The organism is Haladaptatus ordinarius (assembly GCF_054177595.1).
On record NZ_JBPEHH010000032.1, the window covers coordinates 1 to 25,830 of the forward strand.

Here is a 25,830-nt window from a genome sequence, read left to right on the forward strand (position 1 = left end):
CGGTTCGGTTCTCTCCATCTGTGGACTCTAGTTCTCCTTCACTCAGCTACTACACCAGCGTTCACTCTGGTCATCCGTGACTCAGCACAGCTCACGAAGCGACGCTCGGGAAGTACCGATAATCACAATACAGCCAAGTTGATGATGTTAGAACAGTTCGATGTTAGTATGCCCACACCGCCAGGGAACTCTGATTCCGAAGCAGAATCGGGTGACGACACGAATTGGCTGGATGCGATGCGGATGGAACTCGACCGGTATCGAGATGAAAATGACGAAACCATCGTCACTCTCCACAGCATCTATGACTTCTCTGAACGACGCCTCTCGGTTCAATTCCCGGAAAACAACCACGTAAGGGCCAAGATACGACAACTCCTTCGAGAGCTGCGCACAGTGGAGAAGTCGAGTTCCTCGATGATAGGGGAACGTACCGTATAACGAGAGCAGCTGACGAAGTGCAGCGTGCACGAACAGAACTGGAAGCGATACTCGACTCGGAACCCCGTTTAACCGAGGAGACAACGGAGTTCACCGAAAGCCGTCGTCGCGCACGCGACCATGCCTTTGCTGAGCTCGTCAAGGAAGCCTATTCTCAGACGTGCGCGATTTGTGGAAGCAGTCGTGAAACACCATCTGGAACCGCGGAAGTCGAAGCGGCACACATCTATCCGAAGCGTGGGGGCGGTGCAGATGACATTCGGAACGGCCTCGCACTCTGTAAATTGCATCACTGGGCCTTCGATACTGAACGGCTCGCGGTCGGTGACGAGTACGAGATTTTAGTGAAGGATGCTCCCGACCGTGAAGGATACCACGAATTCAAGCAGTTGGACGGTGATTCAATAACGCTACCTATCAGCGAAGAAGCTGTGCCTCATTCGCTGTTCCTCGAAGCACATCGGGAACTCAATGGGTTCGAATCCTCTGGTTAGTTGCGGCCGCTGAGTCCCGACTGATGGGTTCGTTTCTCCACATCCATCTCTGGTGAGGAACGCCTCCCCGAGGATATACCTCCTCACGAAACTGCGGTCGCTGCTCCGTCTTCTCACACTCTGTGCGTCGGTCGTAGCGCTCGTCAAGAAACCCGGTAAGACGGGTCGCCTCGGCTCGTGTTCATGGCGGTAGGGCCAGCCTATCCCCTCGTATTGGCCAAAACCGGTACTCGCCCGACTGAACAATCCTGGTTTGTTATTGTCATCTTCGTGCTCTTTCATCCGTGCGTTCTCAGTGGTGACATCGCGGAACACGCACGCAGCAGGGGAAAATAATGGGACACTCAACCGCAAAACCATCACCAATAAGCGTTGCTTTTCCGCGTCGATGGAACGGGAATCGACCATTCGTGTCGGGATGGTTTCGTTCCGCGTCGGTCTATCAGCACACGATGACCTACATTGACGCGCGCATCGACTGGGAGGACGAAGACGGCGAGGAGGGTGGTCGCTAATGGAGTATTCCGACTGGGAGTACAACCCTGAGATGACGCGCGCTCAATACGATATTTTCGACGGCGTGTCCGTGGGCGATTGGATTCGTCTGGGAACGACTGGAACGCGTCGGTTGTCGAATTCCGCAAGCCCGAAGCGTAGTGGCGACCCTAATCGAACATTTTTCGACGTACCCCGCCAGCGGTTTTGGCGGGACAATTCCCCTTCGGGGGTGATTAAATTGAACCGACGAACAATCATGAAAGCTCTCGGAAGCCTTGCGGCGCTCGCTGGTGTACAGGGATTCGTCGGACGCGGACGCGGCGTCCAATCCGGCGAATCGGTACTGACAATCACCGCCCCGTATGGCTCGGAAACGTTCTATCAGTTTCAGGTCACGGGCGGGGTGCGGAAATTGTCGTCCGACCCGTACGGCACGGTTCCAGCGGGGGCCGTGACGGTTGACGGCGAAGACGACGTGAACGGCTGTCTCGTGCATGGGGCAACGAACGGGGGTGCGGACGTGTACGCCATCTCCGGCGAGGTGACGTACGCGAACCTGTCGGGCACGGGCAAACAGGACGGCACGGCGCGTGTCTACTGGAACGGTCAGGACGTGTCCGGGTCGTTCGAACGCGGCACGCCGCCATCGTCGGACACGAACACCGACTGCGGTCACCGTCGGCGTCCCGCCAGCACAGTGGTGTGTGACGGCACGCGCGCGACGACGCAGGTGCAAGTAACCGTGCAGGCCACACAACAGGTGTGGTATGACGGACAGCCCAGCGACATTCAGACGGTGCTTGTCTCACCCGGTGAGCGGGCGGAGATTGACTTCGACGGCGCGCTCGTCTGTCTCGCCATCGACGGCGGTGACTTAGACGTGCAAATCCGCTATCGCGGTGATAGCGCATGAACGTCAACAACATGGTTGACGCCTTACAGAAAGGCGACTTCATCGTCGTGTGGTATGGTGAAACCGACGACCCACGCAACAGGACGGTGAAAACCGTCTATTCAGACGTGCAAGTCAACGGTTCCGATGCGCACCCACATGTCGAAGTGTGGGGACGTGCCGACCGAAAATTCGGCTTTGAAAAACGACCCGAAGACGATGAAACGTATGTCTGGTTGTACAAGACAACGCCGTCACGCAAGGGCGGGCCGCGTTTTCGGGCGTATGCCCCGGTTCGGCGGCTGATAATCGACCGACGCACGGGCTGAGTAAATTCTGATTCCGCAACTCTTTGGCCCTTGAATACCGACGACCTAACTGAACGAACAGCGACTGATACCAACGACCCAGACGCCGACAAGTCGTATATCCGTATTCAGAGGTTCCTGTGAAACACGCGGTAAGTAGTCATCTCAGTCACTCTTCGGTCTTCTGGTGTAGCCCAAACGCGCACTCCAGGCCAAACATGACGAGAACCATCGTGAGTGCCTGAACGATGAAGAGTTCTTGATTCACCAGTAGACCAGCAACGAGAACGCCGACACTCCCCGACACCCCTAAGAAGACTGTATACTGTCCACGAGAGAGGTTCCTCAGCCACTCATCACACTGGTTGTAGAGACGTTTCACAGTAGTTATATTCAAACAAGACACCCTCGTCCTGACAAATCTATTGCGAAAGTACACCACTTCCCGAATCAAGCGACTCAGTTTCAGACACCGTTCTAAATAAAGAAATCGAATTACCAATTCCTGTTATATATCGTCAAGGAACCCGCGTCGCTGCTCCATCTTCTCACGCTCCGTGCGCCGGTCGTAATGTTCGTCGATAACCGTCTGTGTGACGTTCGCTCGGTCGCTCACTACCCGTGGGGGCACGTCCCGCTGTAACCAGTGCGTAATCGCGCCTCGCCGAACCGCGTGTGGTGAAACACTGCTCGGACACTCGTATGCCGTCGCTCGCCGCGCTGCTTCACAGGTGTCCGGCGTCCGGTCGTGCGGACACTCGTCAGTGTAGACACAGGGGCGGGTGTAATCGTACACGTAGCCCTGAATGGTTGTGAAATGTATCCGGCCATGTGCCGTCGCCAACAGTGGCTCGCGTCCGTGGTCATCGGCTACGTCGGGGCGTCGGTCGGCGACCCAGTCGTCCAGCAGTTGGCACACCCAGCCGTTGAGTGCGACCAGTCGCTCCCCTTCCTGGCCGTTCTTTATTGGCGTCCCCGTCTCCGGCCGGTGCGTGACCGCAAGCAGTTGTTCGTTAGGGTCATAATCGGCCACGTCGAGCGCTCGTGCCGCCCCCCGCCGCATCATCGTATGCCACAACAGCGTGAGCGTCACGTGCGGCAGGGACGCGTACTCGTACTTTTCCAAGTAGGCAAGCACCGCGTTGGCCTGCTCGGTGTCGAGCAGTACGTCGCGAGCGTTGTCGCCGGGGGCGAGACTCGGTGATTGGACTTTCGTCGAGAGGTCGGGCGTGACGGCGTCCACGAGTCCACACCAGCGGATGAACACGCGGAGCGTGTCCATCTGGGTTTTGACGGTGGCCGGGCGCAGGTCGCCTTCGTTGCGTCGCCAGAGTTTGTAGCGGTGCAGGTCACGCCCAGTGAGCGTGTTCAGGTTGTCGATGTCCTGCTCGTCACACCAGCGCAGGAAGTGGCCGAGCCGCGATGAGTGACTGTAGAGGGTGGCCGTCGAGAGTTCGGTTTGTTTTTCGTCCAGGTACAGGTCCAGTGCGTCTTCTGGCGTTATCGGTTCGAGGTTTGTTGTCTGCATTGTTGCCTCGCAAACCGGGTGGACGATGCTGACAGCCAGTCCCGTGGCGACGGGTTACCTTCAGCTGCTGTTTCGGCCGGCCCTTAGTTCCACGTGGTGTCGGTGGCCGCTTGGCCCACGCAGTTGTCGCGGGTGAGCGCGAACGGAGGTGAGCGCGAGTCGTGGAAGAGGTTCTGAAACTTGTTTTCAAGTTCTCTTCCTTTGGTTCAAATCCTGCAGCACCCATCACGTTCTACGGCGGTCTGCATCTCGCAGACGGCATCGGGTCACTAGCATACGTTACGGGGTCGTCCCTCGTCTGGGGTAACGTTTTCAGATGGTTTTCGAAAGCTTCCTCGGCGAGTCTGAGAAAAGACTATAGGTGAATGTTGATATTTCGCACGTAACGACCGATAGCCCGAGAACGAATCGGACGAATGCAGAAGGGTCCGAACGGGTTCCCCGTCTTCAGTGCGGAAAGAACGTCTTTCACCGACACCAGCGGAGACGGTAGCGAGCGCGACTTCGCCGGGGTGAGCGGGGATGGACACGGGCCTATCGACAGCGAGGATGCCATGCAATCAATCACCGTTACACCGACCTAGTCCATGCAGACCACATCCACATACCGTACGAACCGAGACCTGTTCTCGAACTACTACGTCGAAGAGCGCCTTCCAGAGACGGAGGCCTGGGACGACGTCGACAACACGTCGCTTCGGGAGGCGTACGACCGGATACGTGAACTGTGGTCCCGAGAGAAGGACACCGCGGCGAAACGAAACGAGTCTCGGCTCGAAGCGAAGTTCATCCGGCCGCTGTTTCGAACGCTGGGCATTCCCTTCGAAGCCAGAGAGAAGGGAGGGCGGAACGACCGACTACCCGACTACGGGTTCTTCGAATCCACGACTGCTGCGCGAGACGCGTGCGAACGACGTGATGGGGGCGATTTCTACGACGATGCCGTAGCAGTCGCGGACGCGAAGCGATGGGGCCGCCCGCTCGACACTCGCGGCGAACGGAACCGCGATTTCGAAAATCCTAGCTATCGGATTCACGTCTACCTGCAGGAGACGCCCGCACAGTGGGCGGTCCTGACGAACGGAAAGCAGTGGCGGCTCTACTACGGGCAGACGAGTCATCGGCTCGACTCCTACTACGAAATCGACCTGCCGACGATGCTGGAGGACGGTGGTTTGGCGGATTTCAAGTACTTCTATCTCTTCTTCCGGCACGAGGCGTTCGTCCCGGATTCCGGCGGTGATTGTTTTCTCGACGACGTTTACCGCGAGAGCAACGTCTTCGCACAGGAGTTGGGCCAGAACCTGCAAGACAACATCTACGAGGCTATCGAGGTCCTCTCGCAAGGATTTCTGGACTACGCCGACAACGACCTGAGTCGTGACACGCTAGTCGAGAAAGACCTCGTCACGGATTCCACCGCCGACTTCGAGGACGCTCGACTCAGTCTCGTCCACGACAGTTCGCTCGTCTACCTGTATCGGCTCATCTTCGTGCTGTACGCCGAGAGCGAAGGACGAAACCTGCTCGACACTTCCAACGAGATATACGAGAACACCTACAGTCTGGACTCGCTCAAACGGGAGGTAGCCCAGGAACTCGACAGCGACGACTCGAAGTACCACGGATCGCAAAACGACCTGTGGTCACGGCTCGCCGAACTGTTCGCGCTCGTCGACCGGGGGAGCGAGTCCAGCGGCATTCCCGAAGAAGACCTCTCCGTTCCGGCGTACGATGGCGGCCTGTTTCGGACCGACCCGGACGACGACGACAGCCGTGAGACACGCTTTCTCGCCGAGTACGAAGCAGGGGACGCGGCCGTCGCGAGGGTCATCGAACTCCTGACGCGCAGCGAGGACACGAACGGCGGTGGAACGGTCTTCGTCGATTACTCCTCGCTGGACGTTCGCCACCTGGGGAGCATCTACGAGGGCCTTCTCGAGTACCGCCTCGACGTGGCCGACGAACCGCTGGCGCTCGAAGATGGGGAATACGTGGTCGCAAACGAAGACGACGAGACCGTCGTCGAAGGAGACGAGGTGTATCTGACCACGGACTCCGGCGAGCGAAAGACGACCGGTTCGTACTACACCCCAGAGTACGTCGTCGAGTACATCGTCGAGAACTCGCTCGCCCCCCTCGTAGAGGATATCCGGGAAGAACTGGTCGGCCAGAGCTCGTTCGGTGCGAACCGCGGATTCGCAGACGAGTTCGCCCGGCGGGTGTTCGACCTGAAGGTGCTCGACTCCGCGATGGGAAGTGGTCACTTCCTGACCAACGCGGTCGACTATCTCGCCCGACAGATAATCGATGCACAGGAGCGGCAGGCGAAACAGCAGGGTATCGAGACGGTCGATTCGGACCACGACGTCAACTGGGCCAGACGGCAGGTCGCCCAGCGCTGTCTCTACGGTGTCGACGTGAACCCACTCGCGGTCGAACTGGCGAAGGTGTCGCTTTGGCTCCGGACGCTCGCCGACGAACGACCGCTGGCGTTCCTCGACCACCACCTGAAGACGGGCAACTCACTGGTCGGATGCGACGTTGCGGAAATCGAGGAACTGGACACGGCGGGCGGTGGTGAGGGCACGAACGCGACGGTAGCCGACTTCGGTAACGCCCGGAAGGGAACCATCGAGCAATCGATGTGCACCTACCAGGACTTCATCGCCACCGAGAATCAGGAACTCGCCGACGTCGAACAGATAGAAGCGAGGTACGACGAGTTCGAGCGCGACGAATTACGACGGCGACTGGACGCGATGGCGAACGTGTACACTGCGGCATCGTTCGGACTGGATTGCGTCCCGACCGATGTCTACGAACGGTTGGCCCTCGCGCTGGAAGACGATTCGGAGTGGGAGTCACTTGCGAGCAGCCAGTGGTTCGAGGCTGCCCAACGCCTAGCGGCGGACGAATACTTCTTCCACTGGAAACTGGAGTACCCCGAAGTGTTCTACGACGAGTCGGGCGACGAACGGTCGGACGGTGGTTTCGATGCGGTCATCGGAAACCCCCCGTACGTCAACGTATCGCAGATACCAGCAAACCAACGGGGGTACCTTTCTGACGCGTTCTCCGAAACCTACGCGGGAAACAGCGACATCCTCTATTACTTCATGCAACTCGGCCTCGAACTGTCACGTGACGGTGGGAGGGTCGGACTCATCGTCGCTCGGTATTTCACACAGGCTCGCTACGCCGACGGACTTCGGGAATACCTGCTCGAAAACGGTAGGATGGACAAAGTCGTGGATTTCGGCAATTTCCAGGCGTTCCCCGGGATCGACGTCCTCGCTGATATCGTCTTCTGTACTCGGGACGAAGAACCCGAAGAGTACGACGTAACCGTCGTGAAACTGAGCGACGACAACGTGGGGACGGACCGGGTCAGAGACGCCCTCCCCGGCGAGGACCCGGATACGTTCTCGACCGTCGACCTCGACGTCGGGACGCTGTCCGAACGCCCCTGGAACCTGATAGACGAGACGACGTCACGGATCAAACGGAAAATGGAGGCCATCGGCTGGGAACTCGGAACGCACTACGACGTCGTCCAGTCGATGCAAACCGGATTCAACGAGGGACTCGTCGTCGACGAAGAGACGGTCGACGAGTACGATATCGAACCGTCGTTACTGCGACCGCTCGCCAAGACGAAGAACGTTCGTCGGTATCTCATCGAAGACCTCGGCGAATACGTCCTCTGGACGGAAGTCGACGACATCGACGAGTATCCGAACGCGAAAGCGTACTTAGAGCAGTACCGCGACGAACTCGCCAATCGATACGACATCGAACAACGCGGCGCAAACTGGTGGCAGATCAGCAACCCCCGAAACGAGGAACTGTTCAGTCGTTCCGAACCACGGATTCTGACTCCGTTCATGTCCACGAGCAATAAGTTCGCCATCGACACCGACCAACGGTTCAACGATGGCGGGGACATCAGAGCGGTGTTCGCACGGGAGAGCGCACCGACTTCGATGGCGTACGTCCTCGCCATCCTCGATTCGAAACTCGGCGAGTTCTACCACAAGAACACTGCGAAGCTCAAGCGAGACGGCTATTACGAGTACTACGGTAGTGTGCTGGAACGGTTTCCCGTCTACGACGTCTCCACCGACGAACCGGAACCAGACGTCGTGAACCGCGTCGAACACCAGTACGAACGCTACAGACGAGGAGAGATCGATAGCATCCCCTGGCTGCAAGCGCACGGAGACGACCTCGCTGCCAAAGGTGCCGTCGTCCACGACCTGTTAGGAACCCTCGCAGAACGGATGCGAGAATTTCGAGAACGACGGTCGGCGCTCGACCTGCACCTGCCGGAGTATCTCGGCAGCTACGACGACGGTGTCGCCCTCGGCGAGATGGACGGATACCAGCCAGCGCCGGGTGTCGGCGAGTCGGTCCTCGGTGAGACGGCGACCACTCGGGAGAAACTTCGAGTCGGACGCGTCGACGTAACGGACCGAGGAGGGACGCTCGTCGTCGAAGCGAGCGCACGGTACAAACCCGAAGACGAAGGCGAGTTCGAGACCGACAGCTGGGGATACACCGAGACTGGCCTCAAGCCGGCGTTCCGGTTCACTGGGCTGGACGAACCGCTCGAAGCACTCGTGAAGACGTTCGTCGAGTACGCTGTGAACGAAGGAAACGAAAGGTTCGCCAACTTCCGCTCTACGGCAACGAAGAACAAATCCCTCGTCGATAGATTGAACGAACTCACGCTTCCGGCACTCGCAGACGTCGAATCGGGCCTGACTCGATACGTCGAAACTGCCGAGACGGCGAACGAACTGGCCACACAGCGACGTAAGACCGACGAGGTCATCGACGAAATTGTTTTCAGACTCTACGGACTCACCGAGTCGGAAATCGAGACGGTGAACGAACTGTTCGAAGGAGAGTGATTCGAGGGACGGTGACGACGTCACCGTCGGACAATCAGAGCGAGAGTGAGCCGGACGATCCGGGGAAACCACCTGTCGAGGATGGTAACTAATCGTTATGCCAGTCGTTACCATTGTATCGAGACATGGTGTGTCCGTACCTCGAATACAGCGACGAAAATGACGGGGTAACGTTCGCCGAGCCACGGGCGTACTGTACCGTCGTCGACGAGTTCGTCCAGCCGATGCGCGCCGACGTCTGCAACGACCGGTACGAACTGAGCCACGAGCACCACTGCGAGATATTCCGCCAGCACGTCTCGGGGGACGACGAATGAGCTACGGAGCGTATCTGGCAGGCGAGCCGGTCGTCGTCACGGCGGCACTGACCGGTGGTGTTCACGGCAAAGAGGCCAACCCCAACCTGCCGGAGACGCCCGAGGAAATCGGGCGAGCCGCAGCCGCAGCGGAGGACGCTGGCGCTGCTATCGTCCACTTGCACGCTCGCGAGCCCAACGGTGAGCGTTCGTTTGCAACCGAGCGGTTCCAGGCGATAGACGACGCAGTCAGAGCGCACGCCGACGACGTCATCGTCCAGCACTCGACGGGCGGGACTGCCGCACCGGTCGAAGACCGCCATCTCCCACTGCGAACCGACCCGCCGCCGGAGATGGCGTCACTGGACATGGGGCCACTGAACCGATACGACCACCTCACGAGCGAGAACACGCGAGCGATGGTCGACGACCTCTACGACGAGATGGCAGACCGCGGCATCAAACCGGAACTGGAGGTGTTCAACGACGGTCACCGCAACGAGGTGTACGGACTCCTCGACCGTCGCGACCTCGCCGACCCGGTGTACGCGACGCTCATCTTCGGGCCGGGAACGCTCACGCGACCGCATCCCCGGAATTTCCTCAACGCTATCGACGGGCTTCCCGACGGTGTCCTGTTCAACACGCTCGGATTCGGCAGACACCAACTCCCGTTCGCGACGATGGGCATCCTGTTCGGCGGGCACGTTCGCGTCGGTCTGGAAGACAACGTCTACTACCACCGGGGCGAACTCGCAGAGAGCAGCGCGCAACTCGTCGCACGCGTCATGCGAATCGCCGAGGAACTCGGGCGAGAGGTCGCCACACCCACACAGGCACGGGAGATACTCGGACTGTGACCTGCGAGTGTCCCAGACCACGTCCTTCATGCCGCTCGCCCCCGACCTCTCGACCGAATGTTGCCCCTGTTCTACGATTTCACGGACGAAACGGTACTCGTCTTCGGCGGGGGGAGAGTGGGCCTCCGGAAGGCTCGCTACTTCGCACAGGAGGCGGCCGTCGTCGCCGTCGTCGGCCGGGAGTTCGCCGACCGAAACGTCGACGTGGAACTGGTCGAGGCATACCTCCACGTGGACGACGTTTCGACCTGGTTCGACCGCGCCGCGCCCGTGCTCGTCGTCGTTGCGACCGACGATACTGCCCTCAACGACGCAATCGAGACCGAGGCCCGCGAACGCGGTGTCCTGGTCAACCGCGCCGACCGACACGGTGAACGCGAGTTCGGAAGCGTCGTCGTTCCCGCGACGGTACGAGACGGCGACGTCGTCGCTGCGGTCGCAACCGGCGGCCGAAGTCCGGCCCTGAGCAAACATCTGCGCCAGCGAATCGAACCCTTGCTTGATGGCGCGGACGCGATGGCCGAACTAACTGCCGATATCCGGGAAGAGCTGCGAGACGAGGAAATTTCGGCCGAAGACCGTCACAGAGCGATTCGAGGTGTCGTCGAGTCGGACGCCGTCTGGAACGCGGTTGCGACCGGACGGGATGGTCGACGGGAAGCGAGCGCCACAGTGGAAGCCGCCGTCGGTTTCTCGCTCACCCGAGACTGAGCGTCCCGTCACCGTCGGGGTTCGGCGCGAGTTCCTCGCCCGTCCGGCGGTCGACGAGGTGAATGACGCCCGCGTCTTTCTTCGCGGGGCAGACCGCCGCAGCGTGGACGTTCTCGGGGAGGTCGTCGTCGGAGAGGAAGTACGTCGTCGGCGTTCCGAGTCCAGTCGACAGGTCCATCGCCCAGTTGTCGGCAACCTCGGCACACTTCCCAGCGCCGAAACACCGCGCACCTTCGAAGATTATCTTGTACGGTTTCTCCTCGACGGGTGGAGCGTTCGTCACGGCGCGAACCTCCGCAACGCGTCGAGCGTGTCGGTGGCGTCGCCGTCGTCGATCGTCTTTCGGGCGACAGCCAGTCCCTCGTCTACGGATGCGGCGTCACCACCCGCGTAGATTCGGAACGCGGCGTTGAGCGCCACTGCGTCGGCGAGGCCGTCCTCGCGCTCGCCGGACAACACCGACTCGGTTATGCGGGCGGAGTCGGCGGACACGTCACCGACTTCGAGGTCCTCGCGCTCGACGGCCATCCCGTAGGATTTCGTCTCGATTTCGTAATTAGTCAACCCGCCGGACTCGTTCCACTCGGCGACCTTGGTGTACCCCGGTCTGACGTCGTCGTAACCCTCCAATCCCTGGAACAGAATCGTTCGCTCGGCGTTCGACGTTCGACTCGCTCGCAACGTATCGACGATTCGCTTCGCGAACGAGAGGTGGTAGAAACTCCCGAGATGAACCCCCGCGTCGGCGGGGTTCGCCAGCGTTTCGACCGTGTTCACGAACGTCCGAACGCCGACCGCAGCCCGCTGGTCCGAGAGGGCGGCGACGTTCGGGTTGAACCGCGACTGGTCGTAGAAGCCGAAACCGACCGAGTCGACCATCGCCGCGCTCGCTTCGGGGTCGAGGTCGGTCGCCACGTCGAGTTCAGCCAGGACGTGACGATACGCACACCCCTCCGTAACCGGCACGCGGTCGCCACTGTGGACGACGACCGGTGTTCCCGAGGCGGCTGCGACCACCCCCGCAGCCACGCCGAGAAGCGCCGTCTCGCGCTTGCCGTCGTAGTTCGCACCGCAGTCGACCGGGTCGGCGTCGGGACGGACCGCCTCGACCGACCCGTCGCGCATCGCGTCGAGGAAGCCAGCCAGCTCCTCAGGCGTGTTGCGCTTCCAGCGGTTCGCCACCCAGAACCCACCGAGCGTCGTCGGGTCGGCCTCGCCCGCGAGGACTCGAGCGAACGCCTCGTACGCCTGGTCGTAGCTCATGTCTGCTGCCGACTTCGGGCCGGAACCGACCTGCGACATCAGTTCTCGAAGGCCCATCACTCGACACCTCGCTCGGAGACTGCTCGCTTGCTCCCGAGAGGGAAATCGACCGAGGGTACACCGTGTAAAAATTCGGCGACACGGTCGCGGACGGAGACCACGTCACCGACGATGGTCACGGCTGGTGGTTCGATGCCCACCTCGTCGCGGCGCTCCACGATGGTTTCGAGCGTTCCCGTGACGGTGAACTCTGCCTCACGGGTCGCGCGCTCGACCATGGCGACCGGCGTCTCCTCTGGAACGCCGCCAGCGCGCAAGGCGGCCACGTTGTCGGGAAGTCGACCGACGCCCATCAGCACGACGAGCGTTCCACCCGCTCTCACGGTCGCCGCCAGCGCGTCCCAGTCGAGGGCGCTCTTGGGTTTCGTGGGGTCTTCGTGACCCGTGACGACGGTCACGCTGGACGCGTGTTCGCGGTGGGTGACTGGTATGCCGGCGACGCCCGGCGCGGCGATTGCGCTCGTGATACCGGGAACGATTTCGAAGTCGATTCCCGCGGCGGCGAGGTGCTCTGCTTCCTCGCCGCCGCGACCGAAGACCGTCGGGTCGCCGCCTTTCAGTCGAACGACGTCCTTTCCCTCTCGGGCTTTGTGAACCATCGCTCGGTTGATTTCCTCCTGTGTGGTGCGCTCGCCGTTCGGGCCGGGTCGCTTCCCGACGGAGAGTATCTCGACCGTCTCTGAACAGGAGTCGACGATTCTGTCGTCGGCAAGCCTGTCGCACAGGACGACGTCCGCCTCGTCCAGTAGTTTGCGTGCCTTTACCGTCAGCAAGGCCGGGTCGCCTGGCCCTGCACCGACCAGATAGACTGTTCCAGTATACATCGATTCACCGCTCACCTGCGAACCGCACGGGACGGTCGGCGTCGTCGGCGTCTCCACGCCTCGATACGTCCGCTCGTTCTACTTCCAGACGCTCGCGGGCACCCGCGACGAACAGCGAACACGGCTCACGGCACGGGAACTCGCCGTCACCTCGTGGCACGTCGATTTCGTCGTCCTCGCTCGCGTCCCACGCGCGGCGTTTGAGACACTGTGAATCGACACAACGACGCTCGACGGCGTGGCCCAGCACGTCTCGGCCGAGTTCTCCGACGTCGGCGTAGATGCCGGTCTGCCGGTCTGACGCCTCGTTGAAGTGGGTCACGTCGAGGGCCCCCTCGCGCTCTCGGTACCAGTTGGCGACCGTCGCGGGGTAGACGTGTTCGACTACCCGGTACAGGTCGTCGCCCTCCGACGTGGTGAACGACCATCCCCTCGGAAGCGTCGGACTGGTTTTCAGCGGTCGGTACGTCCCATCGTCGGTGAACCGCGACAGGTCGCGTATCGCGGTCGGGTGGTCGTAGGTCGTGAGTGTCGCGCGATTCACGTCGCGGTCGTCGACGTGGCGCACCTCGTATCGTCGGTCGGATTCGTCGCCGTCTGCGGAGAGTGAGACGCCGATTGTCAGTTGTCCCCACGTCCGAGAGATCCCAGGACGGGATTCGGTTCCGGCGGCGGTTCCGGTTTCGGCGAGCGCGTCGTAGCGTTCCGGGACGGGGCGGTTCGCGCGTTCCAACCAGCGCAAGAACGCACGTCGGTGGGTACCGTGACCGGCGACGACGCGATTCCAGTAGTGCCAGTTCGAGACGTACCGAGGGTGTTCGCGGGCGACTGCGCGAAACGCCGACTCGGTCAGGTCCTCGCGGGTCGTCTGCGGCGTTTCGAACGAGAATCCCTCGTTCTCGTCGTGCTCGACTCGAAGCCCGTCGAAATCGACGCCCTCGGTCGCTGTCTTGACGAGCGCGTCCACTCTCGAAGATCGGGACGCCGGACGTGCGTTCGCCGTTTGTCCTCGCGCACGTCGCTCGACGTCCGCTCCGGCGTCCGTCGCGCGTTCGACAATCACGTCGGCGACCAGCGGTTCCGTACCCACCGCACCCGAGTACCAGACCGTCTTCCCGTCGACGTCTGCAGGCACGTCGTACCCCGCGCTCGCATCGTCGGTCAGGCCGATGTCCGCCGGAATGCCCGTCTGGGTGTGATAACCGTCTGCGACGAACAGCGGGACGACGACGATTTCGTCGCTCTCGAAGCAGGTCGTGAGGGCGTCGATTCGTGGCGCTTCGTCCATGAACAGCGCTCGGACTTCGTCGAATCGGTCGGCGTCGCGGATGCGGTCGGCGTGTGCTCGCGTCGCCCGCGCGCTGTTCTCGTCGCGTTCCGTCCCGTGTCCGACGATAGCGAGACCGACTCCCGGCCCGACTTCGGGGTCGGTCGTGACGTGTTCTGCGCGACGGATGACGACGTCGGTCATCGCGTCGTGCGTTCCGACGGGGTCGGTGTAGGTCACCGACTTCTCCACGTCGAGGGACCTGTCGGCTGCGAGGCGGAGTTCGCGTGGTATCACCTGTTCCGTGAAATATCCCTCGCTGGTGAACAGCGGGACGACGTACACCTCGTCGCTCTCGACGGTTCTGAGTACTTCTCGCGGCGAGGGCTCTTCTTTCCAGAACGCTTCGTGAACTGCCGTGAAGATGCCACGGGAGCGAATCTCGTCCGCGTGGTCGTAGAGCGGGCGTGCCGACCGGGCGTCGAGATGCGAACCGTGTCCCACCACCACGAGTGCCGCGGTCATTCTTCTCGATGGTCGTCCTCTCGGTGCTCCGAGAGGTGCTCCCAGATTTCGGTGCAGCCACTTCCGTCCGGCACGTCGTCCAGGTGGTCGCTTTCCGTTTCAGCCACTCGTCGTCACCTCTCGATTCGCCGGCTCGACGACGAACTCGCCGTCGAGATACCTGCGTTCGTCGGCGTCGATTCGTATCATCACCTCCCGCTTTACCGGGCGACTCCTAAACGGTGCGTCTTCGTGTAATTCCGGCCGATGCTCCGACGTCTCGGTAAGATTCGGGGGTTTCTCCGACGACCGGCAGAGGGGGACACCGCCCCGAGCGCGAACAGAAAGCGCACTGAGTGACGTTTCCTCGGTCGTGACGCGTCGTGCGATGCGGCGGAGCTTGTGCCTGCCATCGCGTTGAGGGGTCGTGGACCCCGAGATGCTGCCATGACGACCGCGATTCGAACTGCGGACGAGGGTGCGTGGGTGAACGTAAATGACACCAGAACCGTCGGCGTCAGTAGCGTCTGGAAACTTGCCGACCACGACGTTTGTGACTGCGAAATCGCGTTTTTCCTCGTCGAAGTGTTCGTCGAAATCGGCGTCGACGGCCGGTGGGTCGACACCCGCGTCGCTGGCCAGTGCATCGATTGCGGTGAACGCGGGACGACTGGCTGGCTCCGGGTCGGACGCGTCGCCGACGAGTTTCGACCTGTCGCGGTCGAGACGGTTCACCGACCGAGACGAGCTGTGTAACGGGTGTCGGTTTCGGTGAATCAGATTCCCGAAATCTTTGCCGTCGTTCCCGACCCCCGGCGGGCCTTGACGCGGCAAGCGAGGGTTTACGAGTGGTCTCTGTAGTGGTCGCCATGCCGACCGACGTAGAGAAGTGGAAAGATGAGGTGTACGGAAGCGAGATACGAGAACACATCCGTCGATTCGCCGAGGAGGGCTGGGACGCCATCCCGGACGACGAACACGACGCGTGGTTCGAGCGATTCAAATGGTGGGGGCTGTACCACCAGCGCGACGGTCAAGAGAGCTACTTCATGATGCGAATCGGGCCGCCGAGCGGCGTGCTCGAACCGGGCCAACTTCGGGTCATCGGGGAGATCGCACGCGACTACGCGACGGGGCCTGCGGCGAACCCCGAGTTCGGCAACGGGTTCGCCGACGTGACGACGCGGCAGGCGGTCCAGCTTCACTGGATAAACGTCGAAGACGTCCCCGAAATCTGGGACCGACTGGAGGACGCCGGACTCTCCACGATGCAAGCCTGTGGCGACTCGTGGCGCAACATCGTCGGCTGTCCGGTCGCCGGCAAAGACCGACGAGAGTTCGTGAACGCACTTCCGGTGGTCGAAGACCTCCAGGAGAACCTGAAAGGGAACTCCGACTACGCGAACCTCCCGCGAAAGTGGAAAGTGTCGGTCACGGGCTGTCGCGAAGGCTGCGGACAGGGCGACATAAACGACGTAGGCATCGAACCCGCCGAGAAGGAAATCGACGGGGAGAGCGTCCGCGGGTTCAACGTTCGCGTCGGCGGTGGGCTGGCCGGACGCGAACCGCGATTCGCCCGCAACGTCGACGTGTTCGCCGAACCGGAGGAGGTGACCCCCATCCTGGGCGGGCTTTCGGGGCTGTTCCGCGACTACGGCAACCGCGAGAATCGCCGCCGCGCCCGAATCAAGTTCCTCGTGGACGAGTGGGGGCCGGAGAAGGTTCGCGACGTGCTACAGGAGGAGTACGTCGATTTCGAACTGAAGACGGCGGGCGAAGACCTCCGCGAGGAGTATTCGTACAACGCCGGCGTCTCCGACGACCACGGTCACGCCGACCACGTCGGCGTTCACGAACAGCCCGACGGAAACTACTACGTCGGGCTGAACGTCCTCGTCGGGCGCATCGGCGCCGAGGACCTGATAGAACTGGCGGACATCGCCGATAGATACGGCTCCGGCGAAGCCCGCCTTACGCAGCGCCAGAACGTCGTCCTGACCGACGTGCCGGAGGAAAACGTAGACGCGCTGGTCGACGAACCACTGCTCGACCGGTACAGCCCGGACCCCCATCCCTTCCAGCGCGGGTCCATCGCCTGCACCGGAACCGAGTTCTGTTCGCTCTCCATCGTCGAGACGAAAAACCGGCAGGTGCGTCTCTCTCGATGGCTACGGGAGAACGTCGAACTCCCCGACGACGTCGAGAACTTCCACATTCACCTCTCCGGCTGTACCGCCTCCTGCGCCCAACCGCAAATCGCCGACATCAGTCTGCGGGGGATGAAAACGCGCAAGGACGGCGAACCGGTCGAAGCCCTCGACGTCGGCCTGGGCGGTGGCCTCGGCGAGAACCCACGCTTTGCGTCGTGGGTTCGAGAACGCATCCCAGCGGACGAGGTGCCCGGCGCGATACGGAATCTCGTCGCGGCGTTCGCAGACCAGCGCGAGGTGCGTGAGCGAGACGGTGACGCCGTCGAGCGAGAGACGTTCCGCGAGTTCGTCCAAGGCCGTGACGACGAGACGCTGGCCGAGTTCGTCGAACCCGAAGAGACCTCCTACGACGACCCGTACATGCACAACACGAAGAAGACGTGGTACCCCTACGCCGAGGATGACGGGATGGAAGCCAGTCCTGCCTCAAACAGTCCCGACGACGCGGTTTCGGGTGATGACTGAGATGGCAGACCGCCTGCTCTCTGTCACCGCCTACACCACGCTCGACCTCGTCGACGCCGTCGCGGAGGGACACGGCTGGACCGAATCGGCGGTGGCGATTCTGAACGTCACCACGCCGAAGGGGGTGGATTCGCCCGAGGAAGTGCTCGTACAACTGGAACTGGACAACACCGAACTGGACAATCTGCCCGCCCACGCCGAGACGGTGTCGCTGTCGCCTACGCAGGCACGTGAGGTCGCGGGTGAGCTAGAGCGATACGCCGAGTCCGTAGAGGAGAGGACCGGCGTGGAAAACGGATGTCGACCCCCGAACCAAAACCGATGAATCCGCCGTCTGCTTTCGAGTAATCGCTCGTTTCGAAGTCGACGTGTCCACGACGCAGAAGTGGCTTCAGTACCCCGATAATGCTCTCGTGGAACGGTGTGTAACGGTTCGTTTATCGGCCGCTTAACTATAGTCGTCGCCCGGTATCCTTCTACCGGGGACGATACTATGCCCCAACCACAGAACGGCGGAGACGACCGCAACGGCAGCAGTCAGCAACCGTCACGAGAAACTGCTAAGCAGGGCAGTGCGAATCAGTCGCGAGAGCAGACGAGACGTGGTCGTGAGGAGACGAGCATGTCAGATTGGCTCGCAAAGACCGGATTGCTGTCCGGACTTGCGTTCGTTGGCTTCGTGTTGTTGTTGTTCGCGCTCGGCCAAGCCGTCGGTTTCGACCTGTTGGGACTGTTCGCTGACGTGGTCAGTTCCCAGACGGGGCGTTGGCTCGTCGTGGCACTCTTCGCTTTGCTCCTCATCGGAGTCGCCGAGCGGGGACTTCGCGGGTCGTTCAGCGACATCTGACTCCCCGACTCGATTTTGTTCCGGTGTGAACGCTGGCACGCAGTTACTGGTCAGTCCATCCGTACGTTGTTCGTCGCACAGGCGCAGGTTTCGACCGGGTCGAGGACGTCGTCGATTGGCATCGCTTCGCCACAGTCAGTACAGATGATATGTGTGCCCGAACGACGTTTCTGGTCTCGATAATATTCGAGCGCCCGTCTACCGATTATCGCCGCAGTTCCGACTCCAACTGCACCCATCAGAACCGTGTCAAATTTGCTCGCGCGTGCCATGCATGCCCAAGGTGGGGCCAGTATCTTAAAACTGGTGCTGGAATGGGACAGTAAAAGTGTTGTGGTGATGGCAGTCTCCGGAGCGCAAGCGGTTCATATAAAAACAGGTTCGCCGTACACTGTTACGTATGGTGTATCTCATCGGCTCGGTCGTCGGGTTCCTCGTGAGCCTGCTCATCGGTGCGCTCGGCATCTACATCGGTGCGCGCGTCGTCACGGGAACCGACGACTATGGTTACGCACTCATCACGGCTATCGTCGGGTCGCTGGTCGGTGGAATCGTCTCGATATTCCTTGGGTGGTTGTTAGGCTGGCTCATTGTCCTGGTCGCGTGGATATGGGTCATCAACTGGCGCTACCCCGGCGGGTGGGGCAACGCTATCGGCATCGGCCTCATCGCCTGGCTCTCGGTGGTCGCCATCACCTACGTTCTGGTGACCATCAACGTGCTCACGTCCAAGATGCTCGGCATCCCCGGCATCTGACCGGACTGGTGCTACCCGAACTCTTCTCCGATCAAATCGACTGCGTTCCGAACGGCACCGACCGAGGAGAGATACCCCGCGCCGACGGTCGTTTTCAGCGCCTTGGCGGCGGTGCCGGTCACCACCGTCGGACCGAGTTGTGCCACCGCGCCATCACCGACCGAAACGAGCCACCCCGGCGAGTCGAAGGTGAACTGCTCCAGTCGCGGGTCGAACACGTCGTCGGCTCCTTCGACCAGTCGCGTGATGTTCGTGGCGACACTACGCGCCTCGCGCACCGCGGATTGGGCACTCGCCGGAACCCGTTCACCGTTCCCATCGACGACCTGTGCGGCGTCGCCGACGACGAAAGTTCCGTCACCGAGACGGAGCGTACTGTCGACGCTGGAGCGCACACCACCTAACGGGTCGGGGCCGCGAATCCCACCCGTCCAGACGAACTGGTCGTAGGAGAGCGTGTCCCCGTCGGCGAGGCTGATTTCGTCCTCGTCGGCACGCTCGACCGTGGTCCCGGTTCGAACGTCGACGCTCCGGGCTTCGAGTGCGCTCCGAACTGCCTGCTGGAAGTTCGTCGGAAACGTCGGAGCGACGTCGGCACACTGCTCCAGCAGCAGTATCTCCGCGTCCATCGCTTCTTCGCGGGCGAACGCGGCAAGTTCGCCCGAAATTTGGACGCCGGACAGTCCCGCACCGCCGACCACGACCCGGCCGCCCTTGTTCGCCAGAAAGTCGTCCCGAATCTCGCGGGCGTGGTCGAGTCGTTTCAGTGGAGTCGTGTGTTCCTCGACGCCAGGAAGGTCATAGAAGGCGGTTTCGGCCCCCAGACAGACGGCGGCGTAATCGTACTCCAGTTCGCCGTCATCGAGGACGACTCGCCTCTCTTTCGGCGCGACCGACTCGACGCGTGACGTGCGAATCTCGCAGTCGAGGACGTCTTCGAGCGGAATCACGATGTCGTCGGCGAGCGACGGTCTGCGGACGACGCGGTGGAGTTCGTGCTGGACGAGATGGTCGGCCGTCTGCTCTACCACGACGAGATTCGCCTCGTCCGGGAGTGTGCGTTCGAGTTTTCGGGCGAGAGTGAGACCGGCGTAGCCCGCGCCGAGGACAGCGATTTGCATGAGAGAACGAAGGGAGTCGAATAGTAAAGACGTGTTCCCCGCTAGAACAGGGCGTCGGTCTCGGGGAGTATTTCGGCGGGGCCGCCGACCTTCCAGCTCATCGTCTCGACACCGCACTCGGCGACGACTTCTTCGACGTACTCTACGTGTTCGGTGGTCGTGTTGACGTACACACTCGCGCCGGTGTCGGTCGAGAAGTAGACGGGAACGTCTTCTTTCTCGCGGAGTCGGCGAACCGCGTCGAAGATTTCGAGCGTCTCGGGTTTCCAGTACACCCATCCGGCGGGGCCGGTCATCGTCGTCGCCGCCAGCGAGAGCGAGTCGTGTTCTGCGGTCTCGAAGATGCGGTCGAAATCCCCGGCACGGAGTGCGTCGCGCATCTCCACGAGCTGGTCGTGGATGTGCGCGAGTCGTGCCTCGAACATGTGGCTGTCGGCGGCCTCGCGGTGGGCCTCCTCGGTCTCTTTGTACGCCGGAACGAGTCCGGCGACGATTCGAACGTCGTCCTCGATGGGCGATTCGAGTCGTTCAGAGCGACAGTCCTGGTCGTTCAACCCGGTGTGCAGGTCGGAGAATCCCCCGGTCACCGCGCGCGCTGCAGAAGAGGAACCGAGGCGCGCGATGGTCGAAATCTCGGGACGCGAGAGGTCGAGCCCAGCGGCTTTCACGCAGGCCATCGCCGCCGCCGCGAAGCCCGACGAGGAGGAGCCGAGACCGACGTTCGAGGGGAAGCTGTTCTCGCTTTCGAGGCGAACGCGCGCGTCCGTCTCTGCGAGTTCTCGTACGCGCGAAACCACCGTTTCGACGCGGTCTGCCGCGTGGTCCGACAGCTCCTCGCCGTCCACGACGAACACGTCGCTGTCCAGCGACTCGTTGAACTCGACGGTCGTCTTGGTGTGGCTCGGGGCCGTACAGACGCTGATACTGTCGTGGTAGGGGAATCGCCGTTCCGTGTCGCGCATCCCGTGGTACTTGACGAGCCCCTGAATCGGATGGGCCTTCGCGGTCGCTTTCATACGTCGATGGGTGCGGGAAGGGCGTTTAAACGCTGTGGAATCACGTTCACGACGAATCGACGAAAACGATACTGTCGCTGGACGGTGATTCATGTCTGCGGTAGACGCTTTCCGGTTTCACTCGAACCGCGGCAACACCTCGTTCTCGTAGAAGTCGAAAAACGACTCCTGGTCCGGGCCGACCTGGTGGACGTAGACGTGGTCGTAGCCCGCGTCGACGAACTGCTGGAGGTTTTCGACGTGCGTCTCCGGGTCGGGGTCGGTGACGATGCTCCCCTCGGCGATGTCCTCCCGGGAGACCATCTCGCAGGCCTGTTCGAAGTGGGTCGGCGTCGGCAGTTGCGAGTTGAGTTCACCCGCGAGTCCGGTATTCGGCCACCACTCGTAGGCCGTGTCGATGGCTTCCTCCTCGTCGTCGGCGTAACAGACGGTCATCTGGCTGAATCGCGGTCCCTCACCGCCGGCCTCGTCGAACGTCTCCACCACGTCCTGCGGGCCGACGCTCCAGAATCCGTCGCCGAGTTCCGCGGCAGCCTGCGCGGCGCGCTCGCCGTAGGCCGAGACGACGATCGGTGGTGGCTCTTCCGGCAGGGTGTACAGCCGAGCGTTCTCGACGGTGAAGTGGTCGCCGTAGTAGCTCTGCTGTCCGCCCTGCCACAGCTTTCTGATTATCTCGATGGCCTCTTCTAACATTTCGAGACGAATCGAGTGCTCGGGCCAGTGTTCGCCCGTCACGTGTTCGTTCAGGCGTTCGCCCGTACCGACGCCGAGATAGAACTCACCCTCGAACATCGTCGCGGCAGTGGCGGCGGCGTGGGCGACGTTGACCGGGTGGATTCGCATGATGGGGCAGTTCACGCCGACGCCGACGGGCAGGTCGTCGGTCGCCTGGGCCACGCCGCCGAGCGTCGACCAGACGAACGGTGCGTTCCCCTGCTGGCTGACCCACGGATGGAAGTGGTCGGAGATGGACGCGAACTCGAAGCCGACCGCTTCGGCGCGGGCGGCGTACTCGACGAGTTCGTTCGGTCCGTGCTCCTCGCTCGACAGCGTGTAGCCGATTCGTGTCACGGTTTCCTCCGTTCGTCGCTCGGTTTACGAACCATCACGCTGAGGTACGTCGGTCTGTTGCTTGAGCACTGGGGCTGAAAAATCAAGCCGATTGGTCATCTGCTTCGCTGCTGGTGTCGCTGCGTTCCATACCGCTCGCTCCCGCTCCCGGACTCGGGCGAGAGTGACTGGCGGGACTGGTGTTGTCTCGAACGCTGTTGTCTCATTTGCTCCTGACGCTGTCGTCGTCGGCCCTGCTGTCGTTCGAACTGCTGGAGTTCGGTCTGGCTGCTGCCCTGCTGTCGGTTACGTCGTTGTTGACCGTAGCGACGCTGTGAGCGCTGTTCGTCTCTTCGTCGCTGTGATTCCCCTTGGCCGACCTGCTGTTGTCCTGCCTGCTGTTGGCTGACCTGCTGTTGGCTGACCTGCTGGCTCTGCTCTCGCTGGCGTCCGTATCGACGCTGTCGTTTTTGACGTTCTCGCTGTTGGTGTCGCCGTTCCCCACCGCGCGGGTCCTGCTCGCTTCGTCGCGGCCCGCCGTACCGTTGTATCTGCGGTTCGTGGTCGTCGCCGCGACGTGACTGGTCGTGCTGACGACGTGACCGGTCGTGTCGATGGTGTGTCATTGGTCAACCCTCGTCAGGCTGACGACACGGGGTCGCTTAATTGTGCTGGCCCGGGTGGCCACGCTTAAGAGCGGTCGGTCACTCCCTCCCGACATGGAACCACGAGACCTCTCCTCGCACGTGGCCTATCAGGCCGGACGAGGCATCGAAGAGGTCGCTCGGGAACTCGGAATCGACCCCGACGACCTCGTGAAACTCGCGTCGAACGAGAACCCCTTCGGCCCGAGTCCGGCGGCGGTCGACGCCATCCAGAAAGCGGCCGGGAGCGCGAACTCGTACCCGAAAGCGTCACACACCGACCTCACCGCCCGCCTCGCCGACCGCTGGGACGTCGAACCGGCGCAGATATGGCTGGCGAACGGCGGTGACGGCGCACTCGATTACCTCGCGCGAGCCATGCTCAACCCCGGCGACGGGGTGCTCGTCCCGAATCCCGGTTTCGCCTACTACGGGATGAGCGCCAGGTACCACCACGGCGAGGTGCGCGAGTACCACCTCTCGAAAGACGACGGCTTCGCGCTCACGGCCGACACCGTGCTCTCAGCCTACGACGGGGAGCGAATCGTCTACCTCACCAGTCCGCACAACCCCTCGGGTGGGCGATTCTCGCTGGATGCGGTGGAAACGATAGCCGACGAAACCGACGACCAGACCCTCGTGCTCGTGGACGAAGCGTACGGCGAGTACGCCGGCGCGCCGAGTGCCATCGAACTCCTCTCGGCGCGTGACGACGTCGCCGTCCTCCGAACCTTCTCGAAAGCGTTCGGACTGGCTGGCGTCCGTCTCGGATACGCCGTCGTGCCAGACGAGTGGGCCGACGCGTACGCTCGCGTGAACACTCCGTTCGCCGCGAGCGAACTCGCGTGTCGGGGGGGACTCGCAGCGCTCTCGGACGACGAACACGTCGAGAAGTCGGTCGAGACGGCACGCTGGGCGCGCGAGTACATCCACGACGAACTCGATACCACGACGTGGGAGAGTTACGGGAACTTCGTGCTCGCCGAAGTCGGTGCTGCGAGCACCGTCGCGGCGACGATGCAAGAGCGCGGCGTCATCCTCCGCGACTGTACGAGTTTCGGGCTCCCCGATTGCGTGCGTATCACCTGTGGGACGAGAGCCGAGACGCGGCGTGCGGTTCGCGAACTCAACGAGGTGTTGGCCGAGTGAGAGTCGCCGTCACCGGAACGCCCGGCACCGGGAAGACGACGGCGACCGAACTGGTCGAGTCCGACCTCACGGTCGTCCACCTGAACGACGTGATTCGAGAGGAGGGGCTGAACGAAGGGACGGACGAGGAGCGAGACAGTCTCTTCGCCGACTTCGACGCGATTCGAGCGTGGTTAGCCGACCGGGGCGACGACCTCCTCCTCGATTCACACCTCGCTCATCGCTTCGACGCAGACCGGGTCGTCGTCCTGCGGTGTCATCCCGAACAGTTACGTGAACGACTGACCGAACGCGGCGAAGACGAATCAAAGGCGAACGAGAACGCAGAGAGCGAAGCGCTCGACGTGATTCTCTCGGAGGCGGTCGCTGAGCACGGCACCGACTCCGTCTACGAGATAGACACCACCAACCGCACGCCGGAAGCCGTCGCGGCGGATATCGAAGCGGTTATCGGGGGAGAGCGCGCGCCTTCTGCTGGAACTGTCGACTATCTGGAGTACCTATGACCCTCGACCAATTTCGTCCCGTCGCCGATCGCGCCCTTCGCCCGTTCGTCTCGGCGTCGCTCCGCCTCGGACTGACGCCGGACGCCGTGAGCGTCGTCGCGTTCGCACTCGCCGGGGGTGCAGGGTGGGCGTTCTACCTCGGTGCGGACGCTCCCATCTGGTATCTCGTCGGCGCAGTGCTCGTCTTCCTGAACGGGTGGCTCGACCTGCTCGACGGTGCGTTGGCGCGCGAGCTCGGAACCGATTCGCCGGCGGGTGACCTGCTGGACCACGTGCTCGACCGGTACGCCGACATCGTGCTCATCGTCGGTCTCGCCGCAGGTCTCGGCCGGTACGCGCTCGGACTGGCGGCGGTGACCGGCGTGCTGATGACCTCCTATCTCGGAACGCAGGCACAGGCGGTCGGCCTGGACCGCGTCTACGGTGGCTTGCTCGGACGGGCGGACAGACTCGCACTCATCGGCGTGGTCGGCGGCGTCGCCGCATTCGTCCCTGCGGTTGGTGGCTACTCCTTAGTCACGCTGTTGCTCGGCTTGTTCGCCGTCATCGGCCACCTGACGGCGCTCCAGCGGTTCTACTACTCGTGGCGCGCGCTGGCGTGACACGGCGTGCAATTTATCAGTCGAGGCGGTAAACGTCAACACATGGTTCAGTGTGAGATGTGCGGTGCAGAAACGGCCTCCCCGAAGACGATCAAGGTCGAAGGCGCGGAGTTAGACGTCTGTGACAACTGTGTCGACTTCGGGACGGAGGTCAAAACGCAACAGTCGTCCTCTACGTCCACGAAATACTCCACCTCGTCGTCCTCGGGTGGGTCGAGTACCAGTTCTGGAAGTTCGCAGTCGTCGGGTACCTCGCGCAAACGGCGCAAAGATATGTTCGACGACATGGAGGAGATAACACAGGATTACGACGACCGAATCCGCAACGCGCGCGAGTCGGAAGGGCTGAGTCAGGAGGACCTCGCCAAAGAACTCAACGAGAAGGCGAGTCTCATCAGGAAACTCGAACACGGCGACGTCCTGCCGAGCGACAGCGTCCAGAAGAAACTCGAACGAAAGCTCGGAATCAGTCTCACCGCCGGCAGTGCGGGAGCCGACGACGAAGAGTGGAGCGGCGGTAGTTCGACCGGCAGTACCACGCTCGGCGACGTCGTCAAGCGCAAGGACTGACCGCTGTCGCTCGTCCTAGACGACTTCGACC

General features: G+C 62.1%; 28 protein-coding genes and 2 pseudogenes. 19 read left to right on the top strand and 11 right to left on the bottom strand.

Going from position 1 to position 25,830, the window contains the following annotated elements; all coding sequences use genetic code 11:
- From ACR3FF_RS13195 to ACR3FF_RS13210, 4 genes and pseudogenes are all read left to right on the top strand, one after another.
- Positions 1-441, top strand: a pseudogene (locus ACR3FF_RS13195) (hypothetical protein); the annotation flags it as partial.
- A 17-nt stretch (positions 442-458) separates the two neighbouring features.
- A complete protein-coding gene (locus ACR3FF_RS13200) occupies positions 459-935 on the top strand; it encodes an HNH endonuclease (RefSeq protein WP_458188537.1) in 477 nt (158 codons plus the stop codon).
- 754 nt (positions 936-1,689) lie between these two features.
- Positions 1,690-2,346, top strand: coding sequence for a hypothetical protein (locus ACR3FF_RS13205; RefSeq protein ID WP_458188538.1), 657 nt, complete (start codon positions 1,690-1,692; stop codon positions 2,344-2,346).
- A complete protein-coding gene (locus ACR3FF_RS13210; protein WP_458188539.1) occupies positions 2,343-2,654 on the top strand; it encodes a hypothetical protein in 312 nt (103 codons plus the stop codon). The genes ACR3FF_RS13205 and ACR3FF_RS13210 overlap by 4 nt, the downstream gene beginning before the upstream one ends.
- Before the next feature lie 487 nt (positions 2,655-3,141).
- Here the strand turns inward: ACR3FF_RS13210 and ACR3FF_RS13215 are convergent, their stop codons facing one another.
- Entirely contained in the window at positions 3,142-4,161 is a 1,020-nt protein-coding gene (locus tag ACR3FF_RS13215) for a tyrosine-type recombinase/integrase (RefSeq protein ID WP_458188540.1), read from the bottom strand.
- A 161-nt stretch (positions 4,162-4,322) separates the two neighbouring features.
- Between ACR3FF_RS13215 and ACR3FF_RS13220 the strand changes: the two genes are divergently transcribed.
- The 6 genes from ACR3FF_RS13220 (at position 4,323) to ACR3FF_RS13245 (ending at position 10,944) form a co-directional block, all read left to right on the top strand.
- On the top strand, positions 4,323-4,526 hold the full coding sequence (locus ACR3FF_RS13220) for a hypothetical protein (protein ID WP_458188542.1): 204 nt from the start codon (positions 4,323-4,325) through the stop codon (positions 4,524-4,526).
- 51 nt (positions 4,527-4,577) lie between these two features.
- A complete protein-coding gene (locus ACR3FF_RS13225; protein WP_458188543.1) occupies positions 4,578-4,745 on the top strand; it encodes a hypothetical protein in 168 nt (55 codons plus the stop codon).
- 3 nt (positions 4,746-4,748) lie between these two features.
- Entirely contained in the window at positions 4,749-9,077 is a 4,329-nt protein-coding gene (locus ACR3FF_RS13230; protein ID WP_458188544.1) for an Eco57I restriction-modification methylase domain-containing protein, read from the top strand.
- Positions 9,078-9,202: 125 nt separating this feature from the next.
- The gene (locus tag ACR3FF_RS13235; protein ID WP_458188545.1) at positions 9,203-9,394 is read left to right on the top strand and encodes a hypothetical protein; all 192 of its coding nucleotides are present in this window, start codon (positions 9,203-9,205) and stop codon (positions 9,392-9,394) included.
- Positions 9,391-10,233, top strand: coding sequence for a beta-keto acid cleavage family enzyme (locus ACR3FF_RS13240; protein ID WP_458188546.1), 843 nt, complete (start codon positions 9,391-9,393; stop codon positions 10,231-10,233). The genes ACR3FF_RS13235 and ACR3FF_RS13240 overlap by 4 nt, the downstream gene beginning before the upstream one ends.
- A 57-nt stretch (positions 10,234-10,290) precedes the next feature.
- The gene (locus tag ACR3FF_RS13245; protein WP_458188547.1) at positions 10,291-10,944 is read left to right on the top strand and encodes a precorrin-2 dehydrogenase/sirohydrochlorin ferrochelatase family protein; all 654 of its coding nucleotides are present in this window, start codon (positions 10,291-10,293) and stop codon (positions 10,942-10,944) included.
- On the opposite strand, the gene ACR3FF_RS13250 is transcribed toward ACR3FF_RS13245, so the two are convergent.
- From ACR3FF_RS13250 to ACR3FF_RS13270, 5 genes and pseudogenes are all read right to left on the bottom strand, one after another.
- A complete protein-coding gene (locus tag ACR3FF_RS13250) occupies positions 10,931-11,227 on the bottom strand; it encodes a ferredoxin (protein WP_458188548.1) in 297 nt (98 codons plus the stop codon). The genes ACR3FF_RS13245 and ACR3FF_RS13250 overlap by 14 nt on opposite strands.
- Positions 11,224-12,264, bottom strand: a complete 1,041-nt coding sequence (locus ACR3FF_RS13255; RefSeq protein ID WP_458188549.1) for an anthranilate phosphoribosyltransferase — start codon at positions 12,262-12,264, stop codon at positions 11,224-11,226. The genes ACR3FF_RS13250 and ACR3FF_RS13255 overlap by 4 nt, the downstream gene beginning before the upstream one ends.
- Complete coding sequence (gene cobA / locus ACR3FF_RS13260) at positions 12,264-13,091, bottom strand: uroporphyrinogen-III C-methyltransferase (protein WP_458188550.1); 828 nt, start codon at positions 13,089-13,091, stop codon at positions 12,264-12,266. Before cobA ends, ACR3FF_RS13255 begins: the two co-directional genes overlap by 1 nt.
- Before the next feature lie 4 nt (positions 13,092-13,095).
- A complete protein-coding gene (locus ACR3FF_RS13265; protein WP_458188588.1) occupies positions 13,096-14,058 on the bottom strand; it encodes a DR2241 family protein in 963 nt (320 codons plus the stop codon).
- A 15-nt stretch (positions 14,059-14,073) separates the two neighbouring features.
- Positions 14,074-14,883, bottom strand: a pseudogene (locus ACR3FF_RS13270) (CbiX/SirB N-terminal domain-containing protein); the annotation flags it as partial.
- 426 nt (positions 14,884-15,309) lie between these two features.
- On the opposite strand from ACR3FF_RS13270, the gene ACR3FF_RS13275 reads away from it, so the two are divergent.
- The 4 genes from ACR3FF_RS13275 to ACR3FF_RS13290 all read left to right on the top strand — a co-directional run bounded on the left by ACR3FF_RS13275 (position 15,310) and on the right by ACR3FF_RS13290 (position 18,384).
- Complete coding sequence (locus ACR3FF_RS13275) at positions 15,310-15,618, top strand: DUF8134 family protein (RefSeq protein WP_458188551.1); 309 nt, start codon at positions 15,310-15,312, stop codon at positions 15,616-15,618.
- Positions 15,619-15,731: 113 nt separating this feature from the next.
- Positions 15,732-17,537 (top strand): nitrite/sulfite reductase, encoded by a 1,806-nt coding sequence (locus tag ACR3FF_RS13280; RefSeq protein ID WP_458188552.1) that lies wholly within the window; start codon positions 15,732-15,734, stop codon positions 17,535-17,537.
- Between the two features lies 1 nt (position 17,538).
- The gene (locus ACR3FF_RS13285; RefSeq protein ID WP_458188589.1) at positions 17,539-17,862 is read left to right on the top strand and encodes a DUF6360 family protein; all 324 of its coding nucleotides are present in this window, start codon (positions 17,539-17,541) and stop codon (positions 17,860-17,862) included.
- Positions 17,863-18,030: 168 nt separating this feature from the next.
- Positions 18,031-18,384: a hypothetical protein gene (locus ACR3FF_RS13290; protein ID WP_458188553.1), complete on the top strand. Its 354-nt coding sequence runs from the start codon at positions 18,031-18,033 to the stop codon at positions 18,382-18,384.
- A 50-nt stretch (positions 18,385-18,434) separates the two neighbouring features.
- Here ACR3FF_RS13290 and ACR3FF_RS13295 read toward each other — a convergent pair whose 3' ends face one another.
- Positions 18,435-18,656 carry a hypothetical protein gene (locus tag ACR3FF_RS13295; RefSeq protein ID WP_458188554.1) on the bottom strand — a complete coding sequence of 74 codons (222 nt, stop codon included), beginning with the start codon at positions 18,654-18,656 and terminating at the stop codon, positions 18,435-18,437.
- A gap of 128 nt (positions 18,657-18,784) precedes the next feature.
- Between ACR3FF_RS13295 and ACR3FF_RS13300 the strand changes: the two genes are divergently transcribed.
- The gene (locus ACR3FF_RS13300) at positions 18,785-19,141 is read left to right on the top strand and encodes a hypothetical protein (RefSeq protein WP_458188555.1); all 357 of its coding nucleotides are present in this window, start codon (positions 18,785-18,787) and stop codon (positions 19,139-19,141) included.
- 11 nt (positions 19,142-19,152) lie between these two features.
- Here ACR3FF_RS13300 and ACR3FF_RS13305 read toward each other — a convergent pair whose 3' ends face one another.
- The 4 genes from ACR3FF_RS13305 to ACR3FF_RS13320 form a co-directional block, all read right to left on the bottom strand.
- Positions 19,153-20,262, bottom strand: a complete 1,110-nt coding sequence (locus ACR3FF_RS13305; RefSeq protein ID WP_458188556.1) for an NAD(P)/FAD-dependent oxidoreductase — start codon at positions 20,260-20,262, stop codon at positions 19,153-19,155.
- A gap of 41 nt (positions 20,263-20,303) precedes the next feature.
- Positions 20,304-21,278, bottom strand: a complete 975-nt coding sequence (gene mvaD / locus ACR3FF_RS13310) for a phosphomevalonate decarboxylase MvaD (RefSeq protein WP_458188557.1) — start codon at positions 21,276-21,278, stop codon at positions 20,304-20,306.
- Positions 21,279-21,395: 117 nt separating this feature from the next.
- Complete coding sequence (locus ACR3FF_RS13315) at positions 21,396-22,349, bottom strand: TIGR03557 family F420-dependent LLM class oxidoreductase (protein ID WP_458188558.1); 954 nt, start codon at positions 22,347-22,349, stop codon at positions 21,396-21,398.
- Between the two features lie 95 nt (positions 22,350-22,444).
- On the bottom strand, positions 22,445-22,954 hold the full coding sequence (locus ACR3FF_RS13320) for a hypothetical protein (protein ID WP_458188559.1): 510 nt from the start codon (positions 22,952-22,954) through the stop codon (positions 22,445-22,447).
- 93 nt (positions 22,955-23,047) lie between these two features.
- Between ACR3FF_RS13320 and hisC the strand changes: the two genes are divergently transcribed.
- From hisC to ACR3FF_RS13340, 4 genes are read left to right on the top strand one after another with little or no spacing between them, the layout of a single operon-like run.
- Complete coding sequence (gene hisC / locus ACR3FF_RS13325; RefSeq protein ID WP_458188560.1) at positions 23,048-24,121, top strand: histidinol-phosphate transaminase; 1,074 nt, start codon at positions 23,048-23,050, stop codon at positions 24,119-24,121.
- Positions 24,118-24,627, top strand: coding sequence for an adenylate kinase family protein (locus ACR3FF_RS13330; protein ID WP_458188561.1), 510 nt, complete (start codon positions 24,118-24,120; stop codon positions 24,625-24,627). Before hisC ends, ACR3FF_RS13330 begins: the two co-directional genes overlap by 4 nt.
- Positions 24,624-25,229, top strand: a complete 606-nt coding sequence (locus ACR3FF_RS13335) for a CDP-alcohol phosphatidyltransferase family protein (protein ID WP_458188562.1) — start codon at positions 24,624-24,626, stop codon at positions 25,227-25,229. Before ACR3FF_RS13330 ends, ACR3FF_RS13335 begins: the two co-directional genes overlap by 4 nt.
- Positions 25,230-25,271: 42 nt before the next feature.
- On the top strand, positions 25,272-25,799 hold the full coding sequence (locus ACR3FF_RS13340; RefSeq protein WP_458188563.1) for a multiprotein bridging factor aMBF1: 528 nt from the start codon (positions 25,272-25,274) through the stop codon (positions 25,797-25,799).
- Positions 25,800-25,830 lie beyond the last annotated feature (31 nt).